This is a genomic window from Streptomyces sp. NPDC048434 (assembly GCF_043200375.1).
Taxonomy (GTDB): domain Bacteria; phylum Actinomycetota; class Actinomycetes; order Streptomycetales; family Streptomycetaceae; genus Streptomyces.
The window spans coordinates 25,369-47,121 of record NZ_JBICXQ010000033.1 but is presented as its reverse complement, the minus strand read 5'-3'; the positions used below and the strand labels follow the sequence as shown (position 1 = coordinate 47,121).

Annotated in this window: 14 protein-coding genes; 2 read left to right on the top strand and 12 right to left on the bottom strand. The window is 71.3% G+C overall.

The window, feature by feature from the left end; all coding sequences use genetic code 11:
- Positions 1-30 precede the first annotated feature (30 nt).
- The 6 genes from ACGFWI_RS32210 to ACGFWI_RS32185 form a co-directional block, all read right to left on the bottom strand.
- A complete protein-coding gene (locus ACGFWI_RS32210) occupies positions 31-1,332 on the bottom strand; it encodes a M50 family metallopeptidase (RefSeq protein WP_393909576.1) in 1,302 nt (433 codons plus the stop codon).
- Complete coding sequence (gene dxr, locus ACGFWI_RS32205) at positions 1,329-2,603, bottom strand: 1-deoxy-D-xylulose-5-phosphate reductoisomerase (RefSeq protein WP_393909575.1); 1,275 nt, start codon at positions 2,601-2,603, stop codon at positions 1,329-1,331. Before dxr ends, ACGFWI_RS32210 begins: the two co-directional genes overlap by 4 nt.
- Before the next feature lie 148 nt (positions 2,604-2,751).
- Positions 2,752-4,671, bottom strand: coding sequence for an acyl-CoA dehydrogenase family protein (locus tag ACGFWI_RS32200; protein ID WP_393909574.1), 1,920 nt, complete (start codon positions 4,669-4,671; stop codon positions 2,752-2,754).
- Between the two features lie 505 nt (positions 4,672-5,176).
- A complete protein-coding gene (locus tag ACGFWI_RS32195; RefSeq protein ID WP_393909573.1) occupies positions 5,177-6,637 on the bottom strand; it encodes an aldehyde dehydrogenase family protein in 1,461 nt (486 codons plus the stop codon).
- Positions 6,638-7,055: 418 nt separating this feature from the next.
- Positions 7,056-8,702: a PucR family transcriptional regulator gene (locus ACGFWI_RS32190; RefSeq protein ID WP_393909572.1), complete on the bottom strand. Its 1,647-nt coding sequence runs from the start codon at positions 8,700-8,702 to the stop codon at positions 7,056-7,058.
- 252 nt (positions 8,703-8,954) lie between these two features.
- Positions 8,955-11,171 (bottom strand): ATP-binding protein, encoded by a 2,217-nt coding sequence (locus ACGFWI_RS32185; protein ID WP_393909571.1) that lies wholly within the window; start codon positions 11,169-11,171, stop codon positions 8,955-8,957.
- Positions 11,172-11,449: 278 nt separating this feature from the next.
- Here ACGFWI_RS32185 and gabT point away from each other — a divergent pair, with 278 nt between their 5' ends.
- Together gabT and ACGFWI_RS32175 are read left to right on the top strand one after the other, a co-directional pair.
- Positions 11,450-12,799: a 4-aminobutyrate--2-oxoglutarate transaminase gene (gene gabT / locus ACGFWI_RS32180; RefSeq protein WP_393909570.1), complete on the top strand. Its 1,350-nt coding sequence runs from the start codon at positions 11,450-11,452 to the stop codon at positions 12,797-12,799.
- A gap of 727 nt (positions 12,800-13,526) precedes the next feature.
- Positions 13,527-14,336: a phosphatase PAP2 family protein gene (locus tag ACGFWI_RS32175; protein ID WP_393909569.1), complete on the top strand. Its 810-nt coding sequence runs from the start codon at positions 13,527-13,529 to the stop codon at positions 14,334-14,336.
- 71 nt (positions 14,337-14,407) lie between these two features.
- Here ACGFWI_RS32175 and ACGFWI_RS32170 read toward each other — a convergent pair whose 3' ends face one another.
- The 6 genes from ACGFWI_RS32170 to ACGFWI_RS32145 form a co-directional block, all read right to left on the bottom strand.
- Positions 14,408-15,826 carry an NAD(P)/FAD-dependent oxidoreductase gene (locus ACGFWI_RS32170; RefSeq protein WP_393909568.1) on the bottom strand — a complete coding sequence of 473 codons (1,419 nt, stop codon included), beginning with the start codon at positions 15,824-15,826 and terminating at the stop codon, positions 14,408-14,410.
- Between the two features lie 5 nt (positions 15,827-15,831).
- Positions 15,832-16,680: an ABC transporter permease gene (locus ACGFWI_RS32165; protein ID WP_393909567.1), complete on the bottom strand. Its 849-nt coding sequence runs from the start codon at positions 16,678-16,680 to the stop codon at positions 15,832-15,834.
- On the bottom strand, positions 16,680-17,612 hold the full coding sequence (locus ACGFWI_RS32160; RefSeq protein WP_393909620.1) for an ABC transporter permease: 933 nt from the start codon (positions 17,610-17,612) through the stop codon (positions 16,680-16,682). The genes ACGFWI_RS32165 and ACGFWI_RS32160 overlap by 1 nt, the downstream gene beginning before the upstream one ends.
- A 2-nt stretch (positions 17,613-17,614) precedes the next feature.
- Positions 17,615-18,778: an ABC transporter ATP-binding protein gene (locus ACGFWI_RS32155; RefSeq protein WP_393909566.1), complete on the bottom strand. Its 1,164-nt coding sequence runs from the start codon at positions 18,776-18,778 to the stop codon at positions 17,615-17,617.
- A 59-nt stretch (positions 18,779-18,837) separates the two neighbouring features.
- The gene (locus ACGFWI_RS32150) at positions 18,838-20,085 is read right to left on the bottom strand and encodes a PotD/PotF family extracellular solute-binding protein (protein WP_393909565.1); all 1,248 of its coding nucleotides are present in this window, start codon (positions 20,083-20,085) and stop codon (positions 18,838-18,840) included.
- Positions 20,086-20,191: 106 nt separating this feature from the next.
- Positions 20,192-21,709: a gamma-aminobutyraldehyde dehydrogenase gene (locus ACGFWI_RS32145; RefSeq protein WP_393909564.1), complete on the bottom strand. Its 1,518-nt coding sequence runs from the start codon at positions 21,707-21,709 to the stop codon at positions 20,192-20,194.
- Between the last annotated feature and the right edge of the window lie 44 nt (positions 21,710-21,753).

Sequence of the window (21,753 nt, the reverse complement as noted above, 5' to 3'; positions counted from 1 at the left end):
GAGGTGTCCGGCCGCCGCCAAACGTGCTTTCTAGGTCAGTTTCACCGGATTCACCACGTCGGCGACCAGCACCAGCAGCGTGAAGCAGATGAAGATCCCGGCGACGACGTAGGCGACCGGCATCAGCTTGGCGACGTCGAAGGGGCCGGGGTCGGGACGCCGGACGATCTTGGCGAAGGCCCGCCGGACGGATTCCCACACGGCGCCGGCGATGTGCCCGCCGTCCAGCGGCAGCAGCGGCAGCATGTTGAACAGGAACAGCGAGAGGTTGAAGCCGGCGACCAGGAAGAGCATGGTCGCCACCCGCTGCTCCGGCGGGATGTTCAGGGAGAAGACCTCGCCGCCGACCCGGGCCGCGCCGACCACGCCCATCGGGGAGTCCTGCTTGCGCTCGCCGCCGTTGAAGGCCGCATCCCACAGGTCCGGGACCTTCGCGGGCAGGTTTATCAACGACGAGACACCCTGCTCGACCATGTTGCCCATGCGGTCGACGGACTGGCCGAAGGACTGCTGGACGACGCCGCTGGCCGGGGTGAAGCCGAGGAATCCGGCGGTGACGAACTGTCCGGGGACATAGCCGCCGTGGCCGTCGGTCTTGGCGACCTTGTTCTCGATGAGGTCGGCCTGCAGGGTCCGGCGGGCGCCGTGCCGCTCCACGACGAGCGTCGCGGGCCCCGTGGTGTCGCGGATCTGCTGCTGGAGGGCGCCCCAGTCCGGCACGGCGTGGCCGTTGAACGAGACGATCTTGTCGCCGGCCCGGAGACCCGCGGCCTTGGCCGGGGAGTCCTTGGCGCTGTGCGGGCACTTGTCGGTCTTGGCGGCGGCCGAGATGACGCACTCCGAGACCGAGCCGACCTGGGTGGTCTGGGTGTTGATGCCGAAGCCCATCAGCACGCTCATGAAGATCACGACCGCCAGGATCAGGTTCATGAACGGCCCGGCGAACATCACGATGGTGCGCTTCCAGGGCTTACGGGTGTAGAAGAGCCGCTTCTCGTCGCCGGGCTGCAGCTCCTCGAAGGCCGCCGAGCGGGCGTCCTCGATCATGCCGCGGAACGGCGAGGTGGAGCGGGCCTGCAGCTTTCCGTCGTCGCCGGGCGGGAACATCCCGATCATGCGGATGTAGCCGCCGAGCGGAACGGCCTTGATGCCGTACTCGGTGTCGCCCTTCCTGCGGGAGAAGATCGTCGGCCCGAAGCCCACCATGTACTGCGGCACGCGGATACCGAACAGCTTGGCCGTTGAGAGATGGCCGAGCTCGTGCCAGGCGATGGAGAACAACAGGCCGACGACGAAGACGACTATGCCGAGGATGGTCATCCAGGTCGTCATGCGCGAGCCTCCGAAGGTGTCCGTGCCGCACGGGCGGCCAGTTCGCGGGCGCGGGCGCGCGCCCAGGTTTCCGCCTCCAGGACGTCCGCGACCGTCAGGGAAGTTCCCTTGGCGGGCGTTCCGTGTTCGGCGACCACTGCGGCGACCGTATCCACAATCCCTGTGAAGGGCAGCCCGCCCTTGAGGAACGCATCCACACATTCCTCGTTCGCCGCGTTGAAGACGGCGGGGGCGGTGTTGCCCAGATCGCCGACGTGGCGGGCCAGCGGGACGGACGGGAAGGCCTCCTCGTCCAGCGGGAAGAACTCCCAGGTCTGCGCCTTCGTCCAGTCCACGCCCGGTGCGGCGTCCGGGACCCGCTCGGGCCAGCCGATGCCCAGCGCGATCGGCATCCGCATGTCGGGCGGGCTGGCCTGGGCGAGCGTGGAGCCGTCGGTGAACTCCACCATCGAGTGGATGTAGGACTGCGGGTGGACGACGACCTCGATGCGGTCGAAGGGGACGTCGAAGAGCAGATGCGCCTCGATGACCTCCAGGCCCTTGTTGACGAGGGTCGCCGAGTTGATGGTGACGACCGGGCCCATGGTCCAGGTGGGGTGGGCCAGCGCCTGCTCGGGCGTGACCCCCGCCAGCTCCCGCTTCGTACGGCCACGGAACGGGCCGCCGGAGGCGGTGACGACGAGCTTGCGGACCTCGGCGCGCTCGCCGCCGGCCAGCGCCTGGAAGAGCGCGGAGTGCTCGGAGTCGACGGGGATGATCTGGCCGGGCGCGGCGAGGGCCTTGACCAGCGGGCCGCCGACGATCAGCGACTCCTTGTTGGCCAGGGCGAGCACCCGGCCGGCCCGGAGCGCGGCCAGGGTCGGGGCGAGTCCGATGGAGCCGGTGATGCCGTTGAGGACGGTGTGGCAGGGGGAGGCGGCCAGCTCGGTGGCGGCGTCGGGGCCGGCCAGGATCTCGGGCAGCGGCTCGCCCGCGCCGTAGCGGTCGGCCAGCGCCGTACGCAGCGCGGGCACCGTGTCCTCGCGCGCCACGGCGACGGCGTTCACCCGCAGCTGGTGCGCCTGGTCGGCGAGCAGCTCGACCCGGCCGCCGGCCGCGGAGAGTGCGGTCACCCGGAACCGGTCGGGGTTGCGCAGCACGATGTCGATCGCCTGGGTGCCGATCGACCCGGTCGAGCCGAGCACCACGAGGGAACGGGGGCCGCGGGGGGCGTCGAGGTCGCCGAGGGCCGGCTCGAAACGCGTATGCGGGTGGGCGAGGGAGTCCGTCATGTGGTCCATTGTGGCCGGTCGCCGAGGGGCCGTGGACACCTAGGGCAGGTCATACCGATCTTGCGAGCTCCTACTGCTGCGCACCGCACACACCCGGGGCCGGTCCGACGTGCGGACCCGCCCCGGGTGTGTGCAGCCGCGGTCCGGCTCAGCGGATGGGCCGCCGGACGCTGTCCGTCCCGCTCGGGCCCGGCGTGGCATCGGCGATCCAGGGGCCGTCGCCGCTGGGGTCGATCATGCCCTCCTCCAGCCAGGTGTAGCTGCCGTCGAGGACCCCGTCGACGACCTTGCGGTCGAGTTCGTCGGTGTTGGTCCACAGCCGGCCGAACAGCTCCTCGACGCGAATCCGCGCCTGCCGGCAGAACACATCGGCCAGCTGCTGCGCCTCGCGGCCGTGATCGGCGGTCTCGGTCAGGTACTCGGCCCGTACGCAGGCGGCGCTCATCGCGAAGAGTTCGGCGCCGATGTCCACGATCCGGCCGAGGAAGCCCTGCTTGGTCTCCATCCGGCCCTGCCAGCGGGACATCGCGTAGAAGGTGGAGCGGGCGAGCTTGCGGGAGGTCCGCTCGACATAGCGCAGATGACCGGCCAGACGGCCGAACTCCTGGTAGGTACGCGGGAGTTGGCCCGGACCGGCGACGAGCTTGGGCAGCCAGCGGGCGTAGAACCCGCCGGCCTTGGCCGCCGCCCGGCCCTTGTCGGCGAGGGACTTGTCGGGGTCGATGAGGTCGCCGGCGACCGACAGGTGGGCGTCCACCGCCTCGCGGGCGATCAGCAGATGCATGATCTCCGTGGAGCCCTCGAAGATCCGGTTGATGCGCATATCGCGGAGCATCTGCTCGGCGGGGACGGAGCGTTCGCCGCGGGCGGCGAGCGAGTCGGCGGTCTCGTAGCCGCGGCCGCCGCGGATCTGGACGAGCTCGTCGGCCATCAGCCAGCCCATCTCGGAGCCGTAGAGCTTGGCGAGGGCGGCCTCGATGCGGATGTCGTTGCGGTTCTCGTCGGCCATCTGGGAGGAGAGGTCGACGACCGCTTCGAGGGCGAAGGTGGTGGCGGCGATGAAGGAGATCTTGGCGCCGACGGCCTCGTGCTTGGCGACCGGCCGGCCCCACTGCTCGCGGGCGGCGGACCACTCACGGGCGATCTTCAGGCACCACTTGCCGGAGCCGACGCACATCGCGGGCAGCGAGAGCCGGCCGGTGTTGAGGGTGGTCAGGGCGATCTTCAGGCCGGCGCCCTCGGGCCCGATGCGGTTGGCGGCGGGGACGCGTACCTGGTGGAAGCGGGTCACCCCGTTCTCCAGGCCGCGCAGGCCCATGAAGGCGTTGCGGTTCTCGACTGTGATGCCGGGGGAGCCGGCCTCGACGACGAAGGCCGTGATGCCGCCCTTGTGCCCCTCGGAGGCGGGCACTCGCGCCATCACCACCAGCAGATCGGCGACCACACCGTTGGTGGTCCACAGCTTGACCCCGTCGAGGACGTAGTCGGTGCCGTCCGGGACCGCCGCGGTCGCCAGCCGGGCCGGGTCCGAGCCGACATCGGGCTCGGTCAGCAGGAACGCCGAGATGTCCGTACGGGCACAGCGCGGCAGGAAGGTCTCCTTCTGCTCCTTGGTGCCGAACAGCTTCAGTGGCTGCGGTACGCCGATCGACTGATGCGCCGAGAGCAGCGCGCCGATGGCGGGGCTGGCGGTGCCGACCAGCGCGAGCGCCCGGTTGTAGTAGACCTGGGTGAGCCCCAGGCCGCCGTACTTCGCATCGATCTTCATGCCGAACGCGCCGAGCTCCTTGAGCCCGTTCACGGTCTCGTCCGGGATCTGCCCCTCGCGCTCGATCCGGGCGCCGTCGATCTCCGTCTCGCAGAAGTCACGCAGCGTGGCGAGGAACTTCTCGCCGCGGCGTACGTCGTCGACCGCGGGGGTCGGGTGCGGATGGATGAGGTCGAGCCGGAAACGCCCCAGGAACAGTTCCTTGGCGAAGCTGGGCTTGCGCCAGTCCTGCTCGCGGGCCGCCTCGGCGACCTGGCGTGCTTCGCGCTCGGAAACGTTGCGGATGGATGGAGCGGTCATCAGGAGCTCACCTCGCCGCGGGATCGGGAGTTCTGCGCCGGCGGGCCGGTCGGCCGCTGGACAGCGCTACTTGTGAGAGTTACCCGATCCGCGCGGGTTGCACCACTGGAGGTAGGGGGAGATGCCGGGCCGGACGGCCACTCCTCGCCAAGGGGGACATACGCCCCGGCACCGGGCCGAGTTGGCCAGCCGCCCTCCGCCCTTCGGGGGGTGCGGCATACCGCGCTGGTTGTACATACGGCCCCCTCTCCTCCCCCGGGGGAGCGCCGCGGCTCCCCCTCAGACAGGAGGAAGGCGCGGGTCCGTGCCGCTTACCGTCAAGATCCGGCATGACGGGAGAGGTGGTGCCGGGAAAAGGGGGGACGCGGCGCGCTCCGGAAACAGGGTGCCGGAGCGCGCCGCGTCGAGGGCCGGCGCCGGTGGGTGCGCCGGCCGGGTCCGGTTGGTGATACGGCCCATGGGACGGCCGTCGCTGTCCACCGGTCCGGACCGGGTCGGGCGGAGGTTACAGCGCGAGGCCCGTGAGGACCAGTACCCGCTCGTAGGTGTAGTCGTCCATCGCGAACCGCACGCCCTCGCGGCCCACACCGGACTGCTTGACGCCGCCGTACGGCATCTGGTCGGCGCGGTAGGACGGCACATCGCCGACGATCACGCCGCCGACCTCCAGCGCACGGTGGGCGCGGAAGGCGGTCTGTACGTCGTGCGTGAACACGCCCGCCTGGAGGCCGAATTTGGAGTCGTTGACGGCTGCGAACGCCTCGCCCTCCCCGTCGACCTTCTTGAGGGTGAGCACCGGGCCGAAGACCTCTTCGCAGGCGAGGGTGGCGTCGGCGGACACGTTCTCCAGCACGGTCGGCGCGTAGGAGGCCCCGTCGCGCTTGCCGCCCGCGAGCAGCTTCGCACCGCGCTCCACGGCCTCGTCGACCCAGCTCTCGACGCGCTTGGCGGCGTCCTCGTTCACCAGCGGGCCGACCTCGGTCGCGTCGTCCGACGGGTCGCCGGTGACCTGCGCCTCGACGGCCGCCACGATCTTGGGCACCAGACGGTCGTAGACGGAGGCGTCGGCGATCACCCGCTGCACCGAGATGCAGGACTGGCCGCCCTGGTAGTTGGAGAAGGTGGCGATGCGCTGTGCCGCCCAGTCCAGGTCCGCCTCGGAGGAGAAGTCCGGCAGGACGACGGCCGCGCCGTTGCCGCCGAGCTCCAGGGTGCAGTGCTTGCGCGGCACCGAGTCGAGGATCGCGTAGCCGACCTTCTCGGAGCCGGTGAAGGAGACGACCGGCAGCCGCTCGTCCTGGACCAGCGCCGGCATCCGGTCGTTGGGCACCGGGAGGATCGACCAGGAACCGGCCGGCAGCTCGGTCTCGGCCAGCAGCTCGCCGAGGATCAGGCCGGAGAGCGGGGTGGCCGGCGCCGGCTTGAGGATGATCGGGGCGCCGGCCGCGATGGCCGGGGCGATCTTGTGGGCGCAGAGGTTCAGCGGGAAGTTGAACGGGGCGATGCCCAGGACCGTGCCGCGCGGGAAGCGGCGGGTCAGGGCGAGCCGGCCGGCGCCGCCCGCGTCGGTGTCCAGACGCTGCGCCTCGCCGCCGTTGAAGCGGCGGGCCTCCTCGGCGGCGAAGCGGAACACGGAGATGGCCCGGCCGACCTCGCCGCGCGCCCACTTCATGGGCTTGCCGTTCTCCCCGGAGATCAGCCGGGCGATCTCCTCCGTACGCTCCACCAGCCGGCGGTGCACATGGTCCAGCGCGGCGGCCCGCACGTGCGCCGGGGTGGCGGCGAGCTCGTCCTGGACCGCGACGGAGGCGGCAATGGCCTCCTCGACCTGGGCCTCGGTCGGGACGCTCACCGTGCCGACGAGGCGTCCGTCCCACGGAGAGGTGACATCGAAGGTGGCCTCGCCGGTGGCCTGACGGCCGGCGAGCCAAAAGGCGGTGGGGGCTGCATCAGTGGGGATCGGCACAGTGGAACCCGGCCCTTCAGAAGTGGTGGGTGATGCGCATGGCTCAGGGAGCGGCTCTGCGGTTTTGACTCTGGACCCACGGTAGGGGTGCGGCGGCGCCGTGGCGTTTGTCCGAAGCGTAGTAATCAGCACGGCCGTCTCTCCGTGGTGGAGGGGGCGTACGTCTCCGTGAGGGAGAAGGCGTACGGAGTGGATCCGGGGCGGGTGCCGGGGCAGGGCTCCGGGCCGACCGTCCGCGCTCCCCCGGGCCGCCTCCGTGGGCAACCGCGTCGCGAGGAGCCGCCGCCGCTCGGGCACCCCATGGGCAGCGACGGCATCCCGAAGGGGCCGCCCGCGCCATCGCACCCTCAGGCCCCCTTCTCCTGGGGCCCCCGGCCTCCTCCCCGGGAACACAGCCCACTCCCCGGGGAACCCCGGCCTACTCCCCCGGGGCCCCCGACGTCGCCTTGAGCGCCAGCCACAGCTCCATCCGGACATCCGCATCGTCCAGCGAGCGGCCCAGGATCTCCTCCACCCGCCGCATCCGGTAGCGCAGGGTGTGGCGGTGTACGCCCAGGTCGGCGGCGGCCGCGTCCCACTGGCCGTGCCGGGCGAGCCAGGCGCGCAGCGAGGCCACCAGATCACCGCGGCCCCGCGCATCGTGCTCGCGCAGCGCCCGCAGCAGCCCGTCCGCGAAGGCGCGGACGGCGTCGTCGGCGAGCAGCGGCAGCACGGACCCGGCCGCCACGTCCTCGTGCTCGACCAGCGCACGGCCGCGCCGGCGGGCCACCGACAGCGCCTGTTCGGCCTGGCGGTAGGCGTTCGCGGCGGCCATCGGCCCGGTCGGCGCCGACAGCCCGACGGCCACCCCCTCGCCGTGGTCCGTCTCGGCCCGTCCCGCCCGGCCGCGCGCACGCGGCTGCGCACCGGCGCGGGCCTCGGCCTCGGCGGCGAACGCGGCACAGGCGTCGGCGGCCGCACCGCCGTCCGCGACCAGCACGATCAGCCGGCCGCCGTCCGGTACGGCGAGCACCGCCTCACCGGTCCGCGCGGCCGCGGAGTCCATCACATCGGCCAGCCCGTCGAGGCCGCCCGGAGCCCCGGCGCCGGCGGACACCGCGGACGCCTGTTCCTCGGCGGCCACCGACTCCGCGACCACCATCCGGAACGGGGCGTCCAGCAGCCCGCCGTAGAGCCGGCCCGCCACCGCCCGCGCATGGTCCGGCTCGCCCGCGAGCAGCATCTTGAGCACCGCGGCGCCGAGCCGCTGCTCGGCGTCCTGCAGCGCCCGGGACCGCTCCGTGGTCAGGGTGAGCAGTGCGACCGCGGAGTGCACGGCATAGCGCTCGGCCGTGCCGAGCGGCGCACCGGTCCCGACCGCGAGCACTCCGCGGGCCCGGCGGCCGGTGCCCAGCGACTGCAGCTCGACCCGGTCGTCGCCGTCCGTGTCGCTGACGACCGAGCTGGCGGGAGCAGGCCGCTCGCGCAGCCGCCCGACGTCATCGGCGAGCCGGGCCGCACGGCGGGCCGCCCAGTCGGGGGCGGCGGCCACCACCGCACCCGACGCGTCGTAGAGCGCGGCCCAGCCGTCCAGATGCGCCGCGAGCCGGGCCAGCAGCTCGGCCGGCCCCTCGGCGCTGAGCGCCGCCCGGGTCAGCTCCCGCTGCGCCTCGAACCCCGCGGTCACCGCCCGGTACTGGTCGGCGGCGACGGCGGCCGAGACCGCCTTGCTGATCGCGATGAACGGCGTCCTGCGGGGCACCCCGAGCAGCGGCAGCCCCTGCTCCCTGGCCGCCTCGACCAGCGCCTGCGGAACGCCCTCGTAATTGACCCCGACCGCGAAGCCCAGTCCGACGACCCCTGCCTCCGCGACCCGCCGCACATACCTGCGGGTCGCCTCAGCATCCTCCGCGTCCAGCTTGAGCGCGGTGATCAGCAACAGCTCCCCGCCCTCCATGTACGGCACCGGATCGATCAGCTCACTGGCGTGCGCCCAGCGCACCGGCACGTCCAGCCGCTCCTCGCCCGCGAGCACGGTCAGCTTGAGCGCGGTGTGGTTGACCAGGGAAGCGAGGGTGTGCGGCATGGGACCTTCATGACGTCGACGACTGCGAGGGACGACCGATCGACAACCGATCACTGACCTGTCGGTCAGCGACCGGTCGATGACTGCCGACGACCGGTCGATGACCGATTGTTTGCGCCGCCTCGTATGAACGGCCAGTGTCGATTCTGCCTCAGCGGAGGAATCGGGGGGAGCTCCGGCCCGGACAAATCCGCCCGGCCACGAAGCACGAGCCCCCGACGGGGCAACCCGGAGCGCCCCCGCGGGCCGCCCTCAGGACCGCAGATCCACCAGCACCGGCGGCGCATGCTCCCCCGCCACCGAGGTCACGGAGAGCACGGCGTGGCCGGGCGGAACGGAGTTGGCCAGATCGGAGGCGGACCAGCGTTCACGCTCGACGGTGCGCACGGTGACGGCCTTGGCGGTGGCCGCCTTGCCGGTGACCAGGTGGCGGAAAATGTGGAATGCCTTCATCGCGGCGCCCTCCGCAATGATTTGACGGTCCGTGACATCGCGGGTCTCCACCCACTCCTTGCCCCACACCTCGGCGAACCGGGCGCCGTCCCATGTCGTCACGCCCGCGAAGGCCATCCGGCAGCCGACCGTACCGAGCAGCGTGCCGCGCAGCGCGTCGGGGACGTCGTCCAAGGAGCGCAGCGTCAGCACCGCGCCGGCATTCGCCGAGCGCAGCCGCTGCAGACCGCGCAGCGCCTCGGCCGTGATCGTGTGTGCGGCCTCGTCGAGCACCAGGCAGGCGAACAATGAGCGGTCGCCGCGGGCCACTGCGCACTCGGTGAACTGCGCCAGTACCAGCCTGGCGAGGATCCGTGACGCTTCCGCATGGCCGCGCTCGGGCAGTTCGATACGGACCCGCAGCGGATGGTCGAGGGCACGCAGGGAGACCTGGCGGGTGTTTCCTGTGGGGTCGAAGTGGGCGGCGAAGGCGGGCCGGTCCAGGAGGGCGATGCGGTCGGCGAGGAGCGCGCCGAGATCCCCGGGGCGCTCCGACTGGCGTACCCGGGCGTCCAGTTCGCGCAGCAGGGTGTGAGCACCCTCGTCCTGCAGGGCAGCGCGCAGCGCGGACATCGCCTGCGGCGCACCATCCAGCAGTTCGCGCAGCTCGGGAACGGTGGGAAACCGGTCGTGGGCGGCTCGGAAGGGGCCCAGCAGCTGGGCCAGCGCGGTCGCGGCACGACGGCTGTCGCCGCCCGGCAGCTGCTCGGCGAGATCACCGACCAGGGCCTCCGCCAGGATGCCGGCCGCCTCGTCGGGGTCCGTGGTGCCGCCGTACAGGTCGAGGTCGCAGTCCGGATCCGGGCGGCCGACCCTGACCACCACATCGAACGCGTCGTCAGGACCGAGGTCGGATCCGGCCGGGCCGACGACGATCACCGCGGACTGCCCGGCCAGCGCCTGCAGACACATCGACTCCACCACCGGCTTGACGACCCGGGTGGTCTTGCCGCTGCCCGCGGGCCCCACGGCCAGCAGCGAGGTGCCCAACACCCCCGGATCCAGGGCGCACCCGACGCCGCGGTGCTGATACGGGTTGCGGAGGTGATCGGCGGCGGTGCCGATGCGGACCTGATGGGCGAGCAGATCGTGGTGGGCGGTCCGACGGGGCAGATCGCGCCGCCCTGACGGGTGGGCACAGGCCGCCGCTCCCTGCCGGAGCACGGTGTCGGTGAAAGAGGCCAGGGAGTTCTTGCCGGACCGCACCGAGCGCCAGGCGCGCTCGATCCTGGCCACGTCCACGTCGTTCATCCGGCCGGCCTGCACCTCGGCGACGAGCTTGTCGGCGGCGTCCGTGGCGCCGTGTGCCCGCAGGTCGGGCCACTGCGCGCGGTCGGCGGCGGGCTGGGGCTTGGGGGCGGCGGGGGCACGGTTGCGGAAGCGGCCGAGGGCCGGCCCCAGGAAGCGGCGGGCGAGCTCCGGCCAGCGGCCCATGCGGCCGAAGACGACGATCAGAAGCGCCAGCACCAGCCCGTAGTAGAGGTAGGTGGCCCAGACGTAGACCATCTTGTCTCCGCCGGCCATCCGCCAGGAGTCCGGCGTGAGCAGCAGCAGCGGCCAGAGCCAGTAACCGCCGAGATACCCATTCCACAACAGCGACCACAGCAGCCACCCGCACAGGAACGAGATCACCGCGCCGCTGATCAGTTGCCGTCCGGGGACCCGGTCGGGCTCCTGCGCGGCCCGGGGCCGGTGGCCGTAGGTCCAGATGCCGGGTGCGGCGCCCGGGCGCGGGGTGCGCAGCCAGCTCAGCAGCGGTGGTCCGGGAGCCGTGGGGCCGCTGGGCGCAGTGCCCGGAGCGGTGGCGGGCATGGCCGGCACGGTCGGCGGGGCGGCGGGAGGTGGCGGGGTGCGCGGCGCGACGGCCGGCGGGGTGGGCGGTGCCGCGGGGCGCGGCACCGCGGGTTCGGGTCGGTGTGCCCCGTCTGACGGCTGGCGAGCGGTGTGCTGTGCGTCGTGCGTGCCCTCGGTGTCCATCCGGTGCCCCTTGTCCCCCTTGAGCCGTGGCCTGCTGCGTCGTGGCGCCGGCGGCCGCGTCGTGCGGCCGCGGTGTCATTGTCATGCCCGCGCTGGTGTCCGCCGCTGCCGGGCACGCCGCCGCTCAATCTACTGGCCGTGGGCCGTCGCTATGTCCGGTGCGGACAACGCAACACGCGCACTTCTCCCGAACGGAACATGCCAGACCCGCCCGGCCGCCCCTAGCCTGCGAGAACAACACGTTTGTACGTCCCCCCGTTCCACTCCAGGAGACTGCCATGACCGAACTGTCCGGAGGCCCGTCCCTCCCCCAGGAGCGTCGCGTCGTCACCGCGATCCCCGGCCCGAAGTCGCAGGAGCTGTGGGCCCGTAAGCAGGCCACGGTGGCCGCCGGCGTCGGCGCCGTGCTGCCCGTCTTCGTCAAGCGCGCGGGCGGGGGCGTCCTGGAGGACGTGGACGGGAACTCCCTGATCGACTTCGGCTCCGGCATCGCGGTGACCTCGGTCGGCAACAGCGCGGAGGCGGTCGTCCGCCGGGCCACCGCGCAGCTCCAGGCCTTCACCCACACCTGTGCCATGGTGGCGCCGTACGAGCCGTACATCGAGGTCTGTGAGCTGCTGGCCGAGCTGACGCCGGGCGACCACGCGAAGAAGTCGGCGCTGTTCAACTCCGGTGCGGAGGCGGTCGAGAACGCCGTCAAGATCGCCCGCGTACACACCAAGCGCCAGGCGGTCGTCGTCTTCGACCACGGCTACCACGGCCGGACGAACCTGACGATGGCGCTCACCTCCAAGAACATGCCGTACAAGCAGGGCTTCGGACCGTTCGCGCCCGAGGTCTACCGCGTCCCGGTGGCCTACCCCTACCGCTGGCTGACCGGCCCGGAGAACTGTGCGCAGGAGGCCGCGGACCAGGCCATCTCGCAGATCACCAAGCAGATCGGCGCGGAGAACGTCGCGGCGATCATCATCGAGCCGGTGCTCGGTGAGGGTGGCTTCATCGAGCCGGCCAAGGGCTTCCTCCCGGCGATCGCGAACTTCGCCAAGGAGAACGGGATCGTCTTCGTCGCCGACGAGATCCAGTCCGGCTTCTGCCGTACGGGCCAGTGGTTCGCGTGTGAGGACGAGGGCATCGTCCCGGACCTGATCACCACCGCCAAGGGCATCGCGGGCGGTCTGCCGCTGGCCGCGGTCACCGGCCGCGCCGAGATCATGGACGCGGCGCACGCGGGCGGCCTGGGCGGCACCTACGGCGGTAACCCCGTGGCCTGCGCCGCGGCGCTGGGCTCGATCGAGACCATGCGCGAGCAGGACCTCAACGCCAAGGCCCGCCGGATCGGCGACCTCATGAAGGCCCGCCTGACCGCGATCGCGGAGAAGTACGACATCATCGGCGAGGTCCGCGGCCGCGGCGCGATGATCGCGATCGAGCTGGTCAAGTCCGGCTCCAAGGACCCGAACCCGGAGGCCACCGGCGCCCTCGCCAAGGCCTGCCACCAGGAGGGTCTGCTGGTCCTGACGACCGGCACGTACGGCAATGTGCTGCGCTTCCTGCCGCCGCTGGTCATCGGCGAGGACCTGCTCAACGAGGGTCTGGACATCCTCGAAGGCGCCTTCGCCACGCTCTGAGCGGCGCGCACGGACGCTCCGCGAAGGAACCCCGGCACGGCCCGGGACACGGCTGATGTCGTGTCCCGGGCCGTGCCCGTTCGTGCGGTGGGGAAGCCCTGCCCTTGAGCGGCGGGGAAGCCGCAGCCGGTGGTGGACGGGCGGCCCTGGGCCCGTCGCCCGTCGTCCATAGTCCGTCGTCCGTAGCCCGAAGTCCGGGGTCCGGGTCCGGAGTCCGGGTTCCGTCGGGGGCCGCCCTGCCCCGTTGTGCGCCGTGGCTGCCGTGTCCCTGGTGCGCGCCGGGGCCGCGCCCCTGTTCGCACCCGTGTACGCACCCGCTCTGTGCCCATTTCTGTACTCATTTCCGTGCGGACGCGCGTAACTGGAGGCATGGCGTGAAGAAGATGTGCGGGGCCGATGGCGGCCGGGTAATGCGCCTGTCGGGCACGCTCGCTGTGCCGTACGGTTCCAGCAGATGAGAGAAACACCCCGCTCGCAGGGGACTGCGAGCGACGCCCGATCGGCGCTTCCCCGGTTCCGATCAGGCCGTGCCCTCGCGCACAACACCGGAACCCCTGGAATCGGGGGAGCCGGGAATCCTCACCGATCGGATGTCCGCCCGCCCCATACCCCCCGGGGCGCGCGGAACACCGGTCAGCGCGGCCGCCTCGGAACTACCCCCCCTGTTCCGAGGCGGCCGACCCTTTTTCAAAGCCCCGCGGACCCGTCGGGTCGCCGCTCTCCCCGTTTGTCGCCCCGGTCTGCCGGTCTGTTCAGCGCGTTGCTCTTCGCCGTGCTCACCTGGCAGGTGGCCGCCCACGGCCCGCTGCGCACCCTCGATGAACGGCTCGGCCACGCCCTTGCCGCCGGGAGCATCCCCGCCGGGCCCGCCGAGTTCTTTGCCGATCTCGGTAATACGGCCGTGACGCTGCCGGTGCTGTTGGTCGTCATGGTGTGGACGGGATGTCAGGGATGGCGGGGACAGCAGGAACGGCAGGGATGGCGGGGACGGCTGGGGTGGCGCGGAGGGGACCAGGGCGGCGGGGACGCAGCCGAGGGAACCGCTCCGGTGCGCTGGTGGCTGCCGCCGGTCGCCGCCGGCCTCGCACTGGCCGTGGTGCCCGCGCTGGTCGTCCCGCTCAAACTGTGGCTCGCCCGGCCGGGCCCGCCGCAGATGGCCGGCGGTGCGCCGGACGGCTTCTATCCGTCGGGCCATGGCGCCACGGCTGCCGTCGCGTACGGCCTGGCCGGGCTGTTGCTGACCCGCGGCCCGGGACGGCTGCGGATCGGTGACGGCGCGGCCGCCCGTCTGCACACTCCAGCGGTCAAGGTCACCGTCATCGTCACCGTCGCGGTCGCCCTGCTCAACGTGGGTGTCGGCCTCGGCCTGGTGCGCCGGGGCTATCACTGGCCGCTGGACGTACTCGGCAGCTGGTGTCTGGCCGGGGTGCTGCTCGCCGTGTGGTGTGCGGTGTGTGACCGGTGGTCCGGTGGCGGGGGCCGGGCGGCGAGCCAGGGGACAGGGACATCCGGCACGTCAGGGCCGGACCGGTCCTGATCTGGCGGTGGCGGGCCGCCGTGCCGCGCGGAGGGGCGCGCAACTCCGCGTCGCACGCCCCTCGTTGAGCGTCAGCTGTCGAAGCCCAGCCCCACCTTGTCCATGGCCTTGAGCCACAGATTGCGGCGTCCGCCGTGGGTGTCGGCCCGGGTCATCGACCACTGGGTGATCCCGATGCCGGCCCAGCGCAGCGGCTCGGGCGGGAACGGCAGCGGCTTGCTGCGGACCATCTCCAGCTCCGTGCGCTCGGTGCGCTCACCGGCGAGCAGGTCGAGCATCACGTCGGCGCCGAAGCGGGTGGCGCCCACACCGAGGCCGGTGTAGCCGGCGGCATAGGCGACCCGGCCGGCGTGCGCCGTGCCGAAGAAGGCCGAGAAGCGGGAGCAGGTGTCGATGGCGCCGCCCCAGGTGTGGGTGAAGCGAAGGCCCTCCAACTGCGGGAAGCAGCGGAAGAAGTGGCGGGCGAGCTTCTCGTACGTGGCCGGGTGATGGTCGAATTCGGCACGTACGCCGCCGCCGTAGCGGTAGACGATGTCGTAGCCGCCCCACAGGATGCGGTTGTCGGCGGTGATGCGGAAGTAGTGGAAGTGGTTGTTGGAGTCCGAGAGGCCCTGGCGGTTCTTCCAGCCGATGGCCGCGAGCTGTTCGTCGGAGAGCGGCTCGGTCATCAGGGCATGGTCGTAGACCGGGACGATGTACGGGCGGACCCGCTTCACCAGCGACGGGAAGGCGTTGGTGCCGAGGGCGACATGGCGGGCGAAGACCCGGCCGTAGGGCGTGCGGACGGCCATGCCCATGCCTTCGGAGGCGAGGTCGGTGGCCCGGGTGCGCTCGTAGATGCGGACGCCGAGGCCCAGGCAGGCCTGCTTCAGGCCCCAGGCGAGGCGGGCCGGGTTGAGCATGGCGACGCCGTCGCGGTCCCACAGGCCGGCGCGGAAGGTCGGCGAGTCGACCTGGGCACGCAGTTCGTCCTCGTCGAGGAAGGCGTGCCGGTCGAGGCCGAGCTCCGCGGCGTCCTCGGCGAACTCCTTGAGTTCGGCGATCTGGTGGGGCTCGGTGGCGATGTCGATCTCGCCGGTGCGCTCGAAGGCGCAGTCGATGTCGTAGCGGGCGACGGCCTCCTCGATGGCGTCGAGGTTGCGGATGCCGAGCTCTTCGAGGGTGGCCAGTTCGCCCGGCCAGCGGGCCAGGCCGTTGCCGAGGCCATGGGTGAGGGAGGCGGCGCAGAAGCCGCCGTTGCGCCCGGAGGCCGCCCAGCCGATCTCGGCGCCCTCGATGAGGACGACATCGCGCTGGGGGTCGCGTTCCTTGGCGATCAGCGCCGTCCACAGCCCTGAGTAGCCGCCGCCGACGACGAGCAGATCGCAGGTCTCGTCGCCGACGAGGGCGGGCCGGGCGGCCGGGCGGTCCTTGTCGGCCAGCCAGAAGGGGGTGGGTTCGGCGTCCGCGAGCGCATGCGCGGCGGACGGGGTCATGGCAGCTCGTGCCATGGTTCTCAGCTCCTCTTGCTCCTCTTGCGGCGGGCTCCGGCCAGCTGGCCCACGACGACGCACAACACGGCGACCAGGAACATCGCCGTGCCGATGACATTGATCTGAACGGGAGTGCCCCGCTGTGCCGATCCCCAGACGAACATGGGGAAGGTCACGGTGGAGCCGGCGTTGAAGTTGGTGATGATGAAATCGTCGAAGGACAGCGCGAAGGACAGCAGGGCGCCGGCCGCGATACCGGGGGCGGCGATCGGCAGCGTCACCCGCAGAAAGGTCTGGACGGGTGAGGCGTAGAGGTCCTGGGCGGCCTGTTCCAGACGTGGGTCCATGCTCATCACCCGGGCCTTGACGGCGGTGACCACAAAGCTCAGGCAGAACATGATGTGCGCGATGAGGATCGTCCAGAAGCCGAACTGGATGCCCATGTTGAGGAAGAGGGTCGCCAGCGAGGCGGCCATGACGACCTCGGGCATCGCCATCGGCAGGAAGATCAGGGTGTTGACGCCGGAGCGGGCGCGGAAGCGGTAGCGGGCCAGCGCGAACGCGATCATGGTGCCGAGGACGGTCGCGCCGATGGTCGCCCAGAGCGCGAGCTGCAGGCTCAGGCCGAGCGAGCCGCACAGGTCGGCGACGCCGCACGGATCGCTCCAGGCGTCCGTGGAGAAGCGCTGCCACTGGTAGTTGAAGCGGCCGTTGGGCTTGTTGAAGGAGAAGACCATCACCACGAGGTTGGGCAGGATCAGATAGCCCAGCGTGCCCAGGCCCGCGATGGTGATGATGTTGCGGCGCAGCCAGCGCAGGCCCCGGTTCGGGGTGCGGACGGCGGTGACTTCGGTGGTCTCGCGGACGGCCATCAGACCAGATCCTCCGTCCCGGACTTGCGGATGTAGATCGTGACCATGGCGAGGATGGCCGCCATGAGGATGAAGGAGAGGGCGGCGGCGGTCGGGTAGTCCAGGACCCGCAGGAACTGCGACTGGATGACGTTGCCGATCATCTTCTGGTCGGTGGAGCCCAGCAGTTCGGCGTTGATGTAGTCACCGGCGGCCGGGATGAAGGTGAGCAGGGTACCGGCGACGACACCGGGCATGGACAGCGGGAAGGTCACCCGGCGAAAGGTGGTGGCCGGACGGGCGTAGAGGTCGCCGGCGGCCTCCTGGAGGCGCGGGTCGATGCGCTCCAGTGAGGTGTAGAGCGGCAGGACCATGAACGGCAGGAAGTTGTAGGTCAGTCCGCAGACCACGGCGAGCGGGGTGGCCAGCACCCGTTGGCCTTCGGTGAGGCCCAGCCAGCTGGTGACGTCCAGGACGTGCAGCGAGTTCAGGACGCCGACGACCGGCCCGCCGTCGGCCAGGATCGTCTTCCAGGCAAGGGTACGGATCAGGAAGCTGGTGAAGAACGGGGCGATGACCAGGATCATCACGACATTCCGCCAGCGGCCCGCCTTGAAGGCGATGAGGTAGGCCAGCGGATAGCCCAGGAGCAGACAGAGCGCGGTGGCGGTCGCGGCGTAGAGCACGGAGCGGACGAACTGCGGCCAGTATTCGCCGAGCGCGTCCCAGTACGTCGCGAAGTGCCAGGTGACCTTGAAGCCCTCTTCGAGGGAGCCGGTCTGGATCGAGGTCGACGCCTGGTAGACGAGCGGGGCGGCGAAGAAGACGATCAGCCACAGGATGCCGGGCAGCAGCAGCCAGTAGGGGACGAGCCGTTTGCGGACGGGGGTCTTGCGCACCTCCAGGGGGGCGGCCCCGGCCTGCCCGTCCGGTGGCGCGGGCGTCTCGGTGATACTCACGCGGCCTCCTCGTCGAGGTCCGCGCCCGCACCGATGTCCTGGCCGGCGTCCAGCCCGAAGGTGTGCGCCGGGCTCCAGTGCAGTACGACCTCGGCGCCGGGGACCAGGCGCCCGTCGCGCTCGATGTTCTGCTCGTAGACGGCGAGTTCGCCCAGGCCCGGGGCTTCGATGACGTACTGCGTGGAGACCCCGATGAAGCTGGCGTCCTTGATGCGCGCGGGCAGCCGGTTGCGGCCCTCGGCGATGGACCCGGCGTCGTCGGCGTGCGCCAGGGTCACCTTCTCGGGCCGGACTCCGGCGAGCACCTTCTCGCCGGTGCGGGCGGTGGCGCTGCACCGGCCGGCGGGCAGCCGCAGCTTGGCGTCACCGGCCTTGAGGAGCAGTTCCTCGCCGCCGGACTCGACGACCTCGGCCTCGATGAGGTTGGAGGTGCCCAGGAAGTTGGCGACGAAGGTGCTGCCGGGGTTCTCGTAGAGGTCGGCGGGGGCGCCGAGCTGTTCGACCGTGCCGCCGTTCATCACGGCCACGGTGTCGGCCATCGTCATGGCTTCCTCCTGGTCGTGGGTGACGTGCACGAAGGTGATGCCGACCTCGGTCTGGATGCGCTTGAGCTCCAGCTGCATCTGGCGGCGCAGCTTGAGGTCGAGGGCGCCGAGCGGCTCGTCGAGCAGCAGCACCTGCGGGTGGTTGATCAGCGCGCGGGCGACCGCGACGCGCTGCTGCTGGCCGCCGGAGAGCTGCTGCGGCTTGCGGCGCGCCATCGGGCCGAGCTGGACGAGGTCGAGCATCTCCTCGACCTGCTTCTTGACGGACTTGATGCCGCGGCGGCGCAGGCCGAAGGCGACGTTCTCGTAGATGTCCAGGTGCGGGAAGAGCGCGTAGTTCTGGAAGACGGTGTTGACCTGCCGCTTGTACGGCGGCAGGACGGTGACGTCCTGTCCCGACAGTTCGACGGTGCCGGTGGTGGGCTCCTCCAGCCCGGCGATCATGCGCAGGGTGGTGGTCTTGCCGCAGCCCGAGGCGCCCAGCAGCGCGAAGAAGGAGCCCGCGGGGACGGTCAGGTCGAGCGGATGGACGGCGGTGAAGGAGCCGTAGGTTTTGCTTATCCCGTGGAGGCGGACGTCGCCGCCACTGCTCTGGGGGGTCGCGGTGTGGGTCATGTCGGTCGTCCCGTGGGTCGGAGGGCGAAACGGCTCGGGCGGGCCCGGAAGGTGGGGGATCAGGCGCCGGTGAGGTCGGAGAACTTCTGGGCGAACTCCTTGTTCTCCTTGGCGGTCAGGGCGCGGAAGGAGTGGGACCGGGCGGCCATCTCCTTGTCCGGCAGGATCAGCGGGTTCTCCGCCGCCTTCTTGTCGAGCTTGGCGAGTTCCTCGCGCACACCGTCGACGGGGCAGGCGTAGTTGATGTACGCCGCGAGCCGGGCCGCCGCCTTCGGCTCGTAGAAGTAGTCGATGAGCCGTTCGGCGTTCTGCTTGTGGCGGGCCTTGTTCGGCACCATGAGGTTGTCGGTGGACGTCATATAGCCGGTCTTGGGGATGGCGTAGGCGATGTCCGGGTTGTCGTTCTGGAGCTGGACGATGTCGCCCGCCCAGGCCACACAGGCGGCCAGGTCGCCCTTGTCCAGGTCGGTGGTGTAGTCGTTGCCGGTGAAGCGGCGTATCTGCTTGGAGTCGACGCCCTTCTGGAGCCGGGCGATGGCCGCGTCGTAGTCGTCCGCGGTGACGTCCTCGGGCCGCTTGCCCATGTCCAGCAGGGTCAGGCCGATGCTGTCGCGCATCTCGGAGAGAAAGCCGACCCGGCCCTTGAGCTGCGGGTCCTCCAGCAGCTGGCTGATGGAGTCGACCTTCTTCCCGCCGGTGGCCTTCTTGTTGTACGCGATGAGGGCCGGGATGCCCTGCCAGACGTAGGAGTGCGCGCGGCCGGGGTCCCAGGCGGGGTTGCGGTACTGCGCCGAGAGATTGGCGTAGGCGTGCGGCAGGTTGGCCGGGTCCAGCTCCTGGATCCAGCCGAGGGAGATCATCCGTGCGCACATCCAGTCGGTGAGCACGATCAGATCGCGGCCGGTGTCCTGGCCGGCCGCCAACTGCGCCTGGATCTTGCCGAAGAACTCGTCGTTGTCGTTGATGTCCTCGGTGTATTTGACGGCGATGCCGGTGCGCCGGGTGAAGCGGTCCAGCGTGGGCCGGTGCTTGCCGTCCTTGCTGACGTCCATGTACTCGGTCCAGTTGGAGAAGTTGAGGCGCTTCTCCGCCTTGGAGTGGTCCTCGGAACGGCCGGCGTCCGTACGGCCCGCGGGCGGGATGCCGCAGGACGACAGGGCGCCGAGGCCGCCGACCGTGGCCGCCAGGGCGCCGCTCGCACGCAGCAGCGAGCGGCGGGTCATGGCGAGCCGGCCGTGGGTCGCACTGCGGCGCATGGCGGTGAGTTCGGCCGAGGACAGGGGTTCGGGCTGCTCGTGGTGCTCCATGCGCGGTGCCCTTTCAGGGGATGAGCCCGGCGCTCGGCCGGTGGTGACGAAGCCGCGCGGCGCCGGCCGCAGGGCAGGGCCCCTCGGGGCCCGAGGGGGACGTCCCTTACGGGCGGTCCCCGAAGATGGTGCGGTGCCAGTCCTTGCGCGCCACCGCGGTGTTGTCGTACATGACGTGCTTGACCTGGGTGTACTCCTCGAAGGAGTAGGCCGACATGTCCTTGCCGAAGCCGGAGGCCTTGGCCCCGCCGTGCGGCATCTCGCTGATGATCGGGATGTGGTCGTTGACCCAGACGCAGCCCGCGTTGATCTCGCGGGTGGCGCGCCCGGTGCGGTACACGTCCCGGCTCCAGGCGGAGGCGGCCAGCCCGTAGGGGGTGTCGTTGGCCAGCGCGATGCCCTCGTCGTCGCTGTCGAAAGGCAGCACGACCAGCACCGGGCCGAAGATCTCGGACTGCACAATCTCGCTGTCCTGCGCGGCCCCGGCGATCAGCGTCGGCCGGTAGTAGGCGCCCTTGGCCAGCTCGCCCTGCGGCGCCTCGCCCCCGGTGACGACGGTGGCGTAACCGCGCGCCCGGTCGACGAAGCCGGCCACCCGGTCGCGCTGGGTGTGCGAGATCAGCGGGCCCAGATCGGTGGACGGGTCGAAGGGGTCGCCGAGCCGTACGGTCGCCATCAGGTCGGCGACGCCGCTGACGAAGGCGTCGTACAGCGGGCGCTGGACGTAGGCGCGGGTGGCGGCGGTGCAGTCCTGGCCGGTGTTGATCAGCGATCCGGCGACCGCTCCGTGGACGGCGGCCTCCAGGTCCGCGTCGTCGAAGACGACGAAGGGGGCCTTGCCGCCGAGTTCGAGATGCAGCCGCTTGACGGTGCCGGTGGCGATCTCGGCGACGCGCTTGCCGACGCCGGTCGAGCCGGTGAAGGAGGTCATCGCGACGGAACGGTGGCCCACCAGATGCTCACCGGCGTCCCTGCCCGCCCCGGAGATGATGTTGATGACGCCGTCCGGCAGGCCCGCGCGCTGTGCGGCCTGCGCGAACAGCAGCGAGGTGAAGGGGGTGATCTCGGCGGGCTTGAGGACGATGGTGTTGCCCGCAGCGATGGCCGGCAGCACCTTCCAGGCGGCCATCTGCAGCGGATAGTTCCACGGTGCGATGGAGCCGACGACACCAAGGGGCTCGCGGCGGATGACGGAGGTGTGATCGGCGCTGTATTCGCCGGCCGCTTTACCCTCCAGATGCCGGGCGGCCCCCGCGAAGAACGCGGCGTTGTCGATCGAGCCCGGTACGTCGAACTCCTCGCTGAGCTTGATCGGCTTTCCGCAGTTCAGCGATTCCGCAGCGGCGAGATCGGCGGCGTCCTCGGCGAGGACTGCGGCGAAGCGGTGCAGGGTGTCGGAGCGCTCGCCCGGCGTGGCACCGCCCCACTCCGCGAACGCCCGCTCCGCGGCCGCCACGGCGGCGTCCACATCCGCCGTACCTGCGAGTTCATAGGAGTACACCGTCTCGCCTGTCGCCGGGTCCACGACGGCCTGGGTACGGCCGGAACTTCCGCTCCGGAGACTTCCTGCGATGAATTGGGCGCCCGCGGCGAATCGCTCGGTGGCATCGAATCGGTGATCCATGGTGCTCTCCTCCGCCGGGCACCGAGGCCGCTCAGCGGCACTGC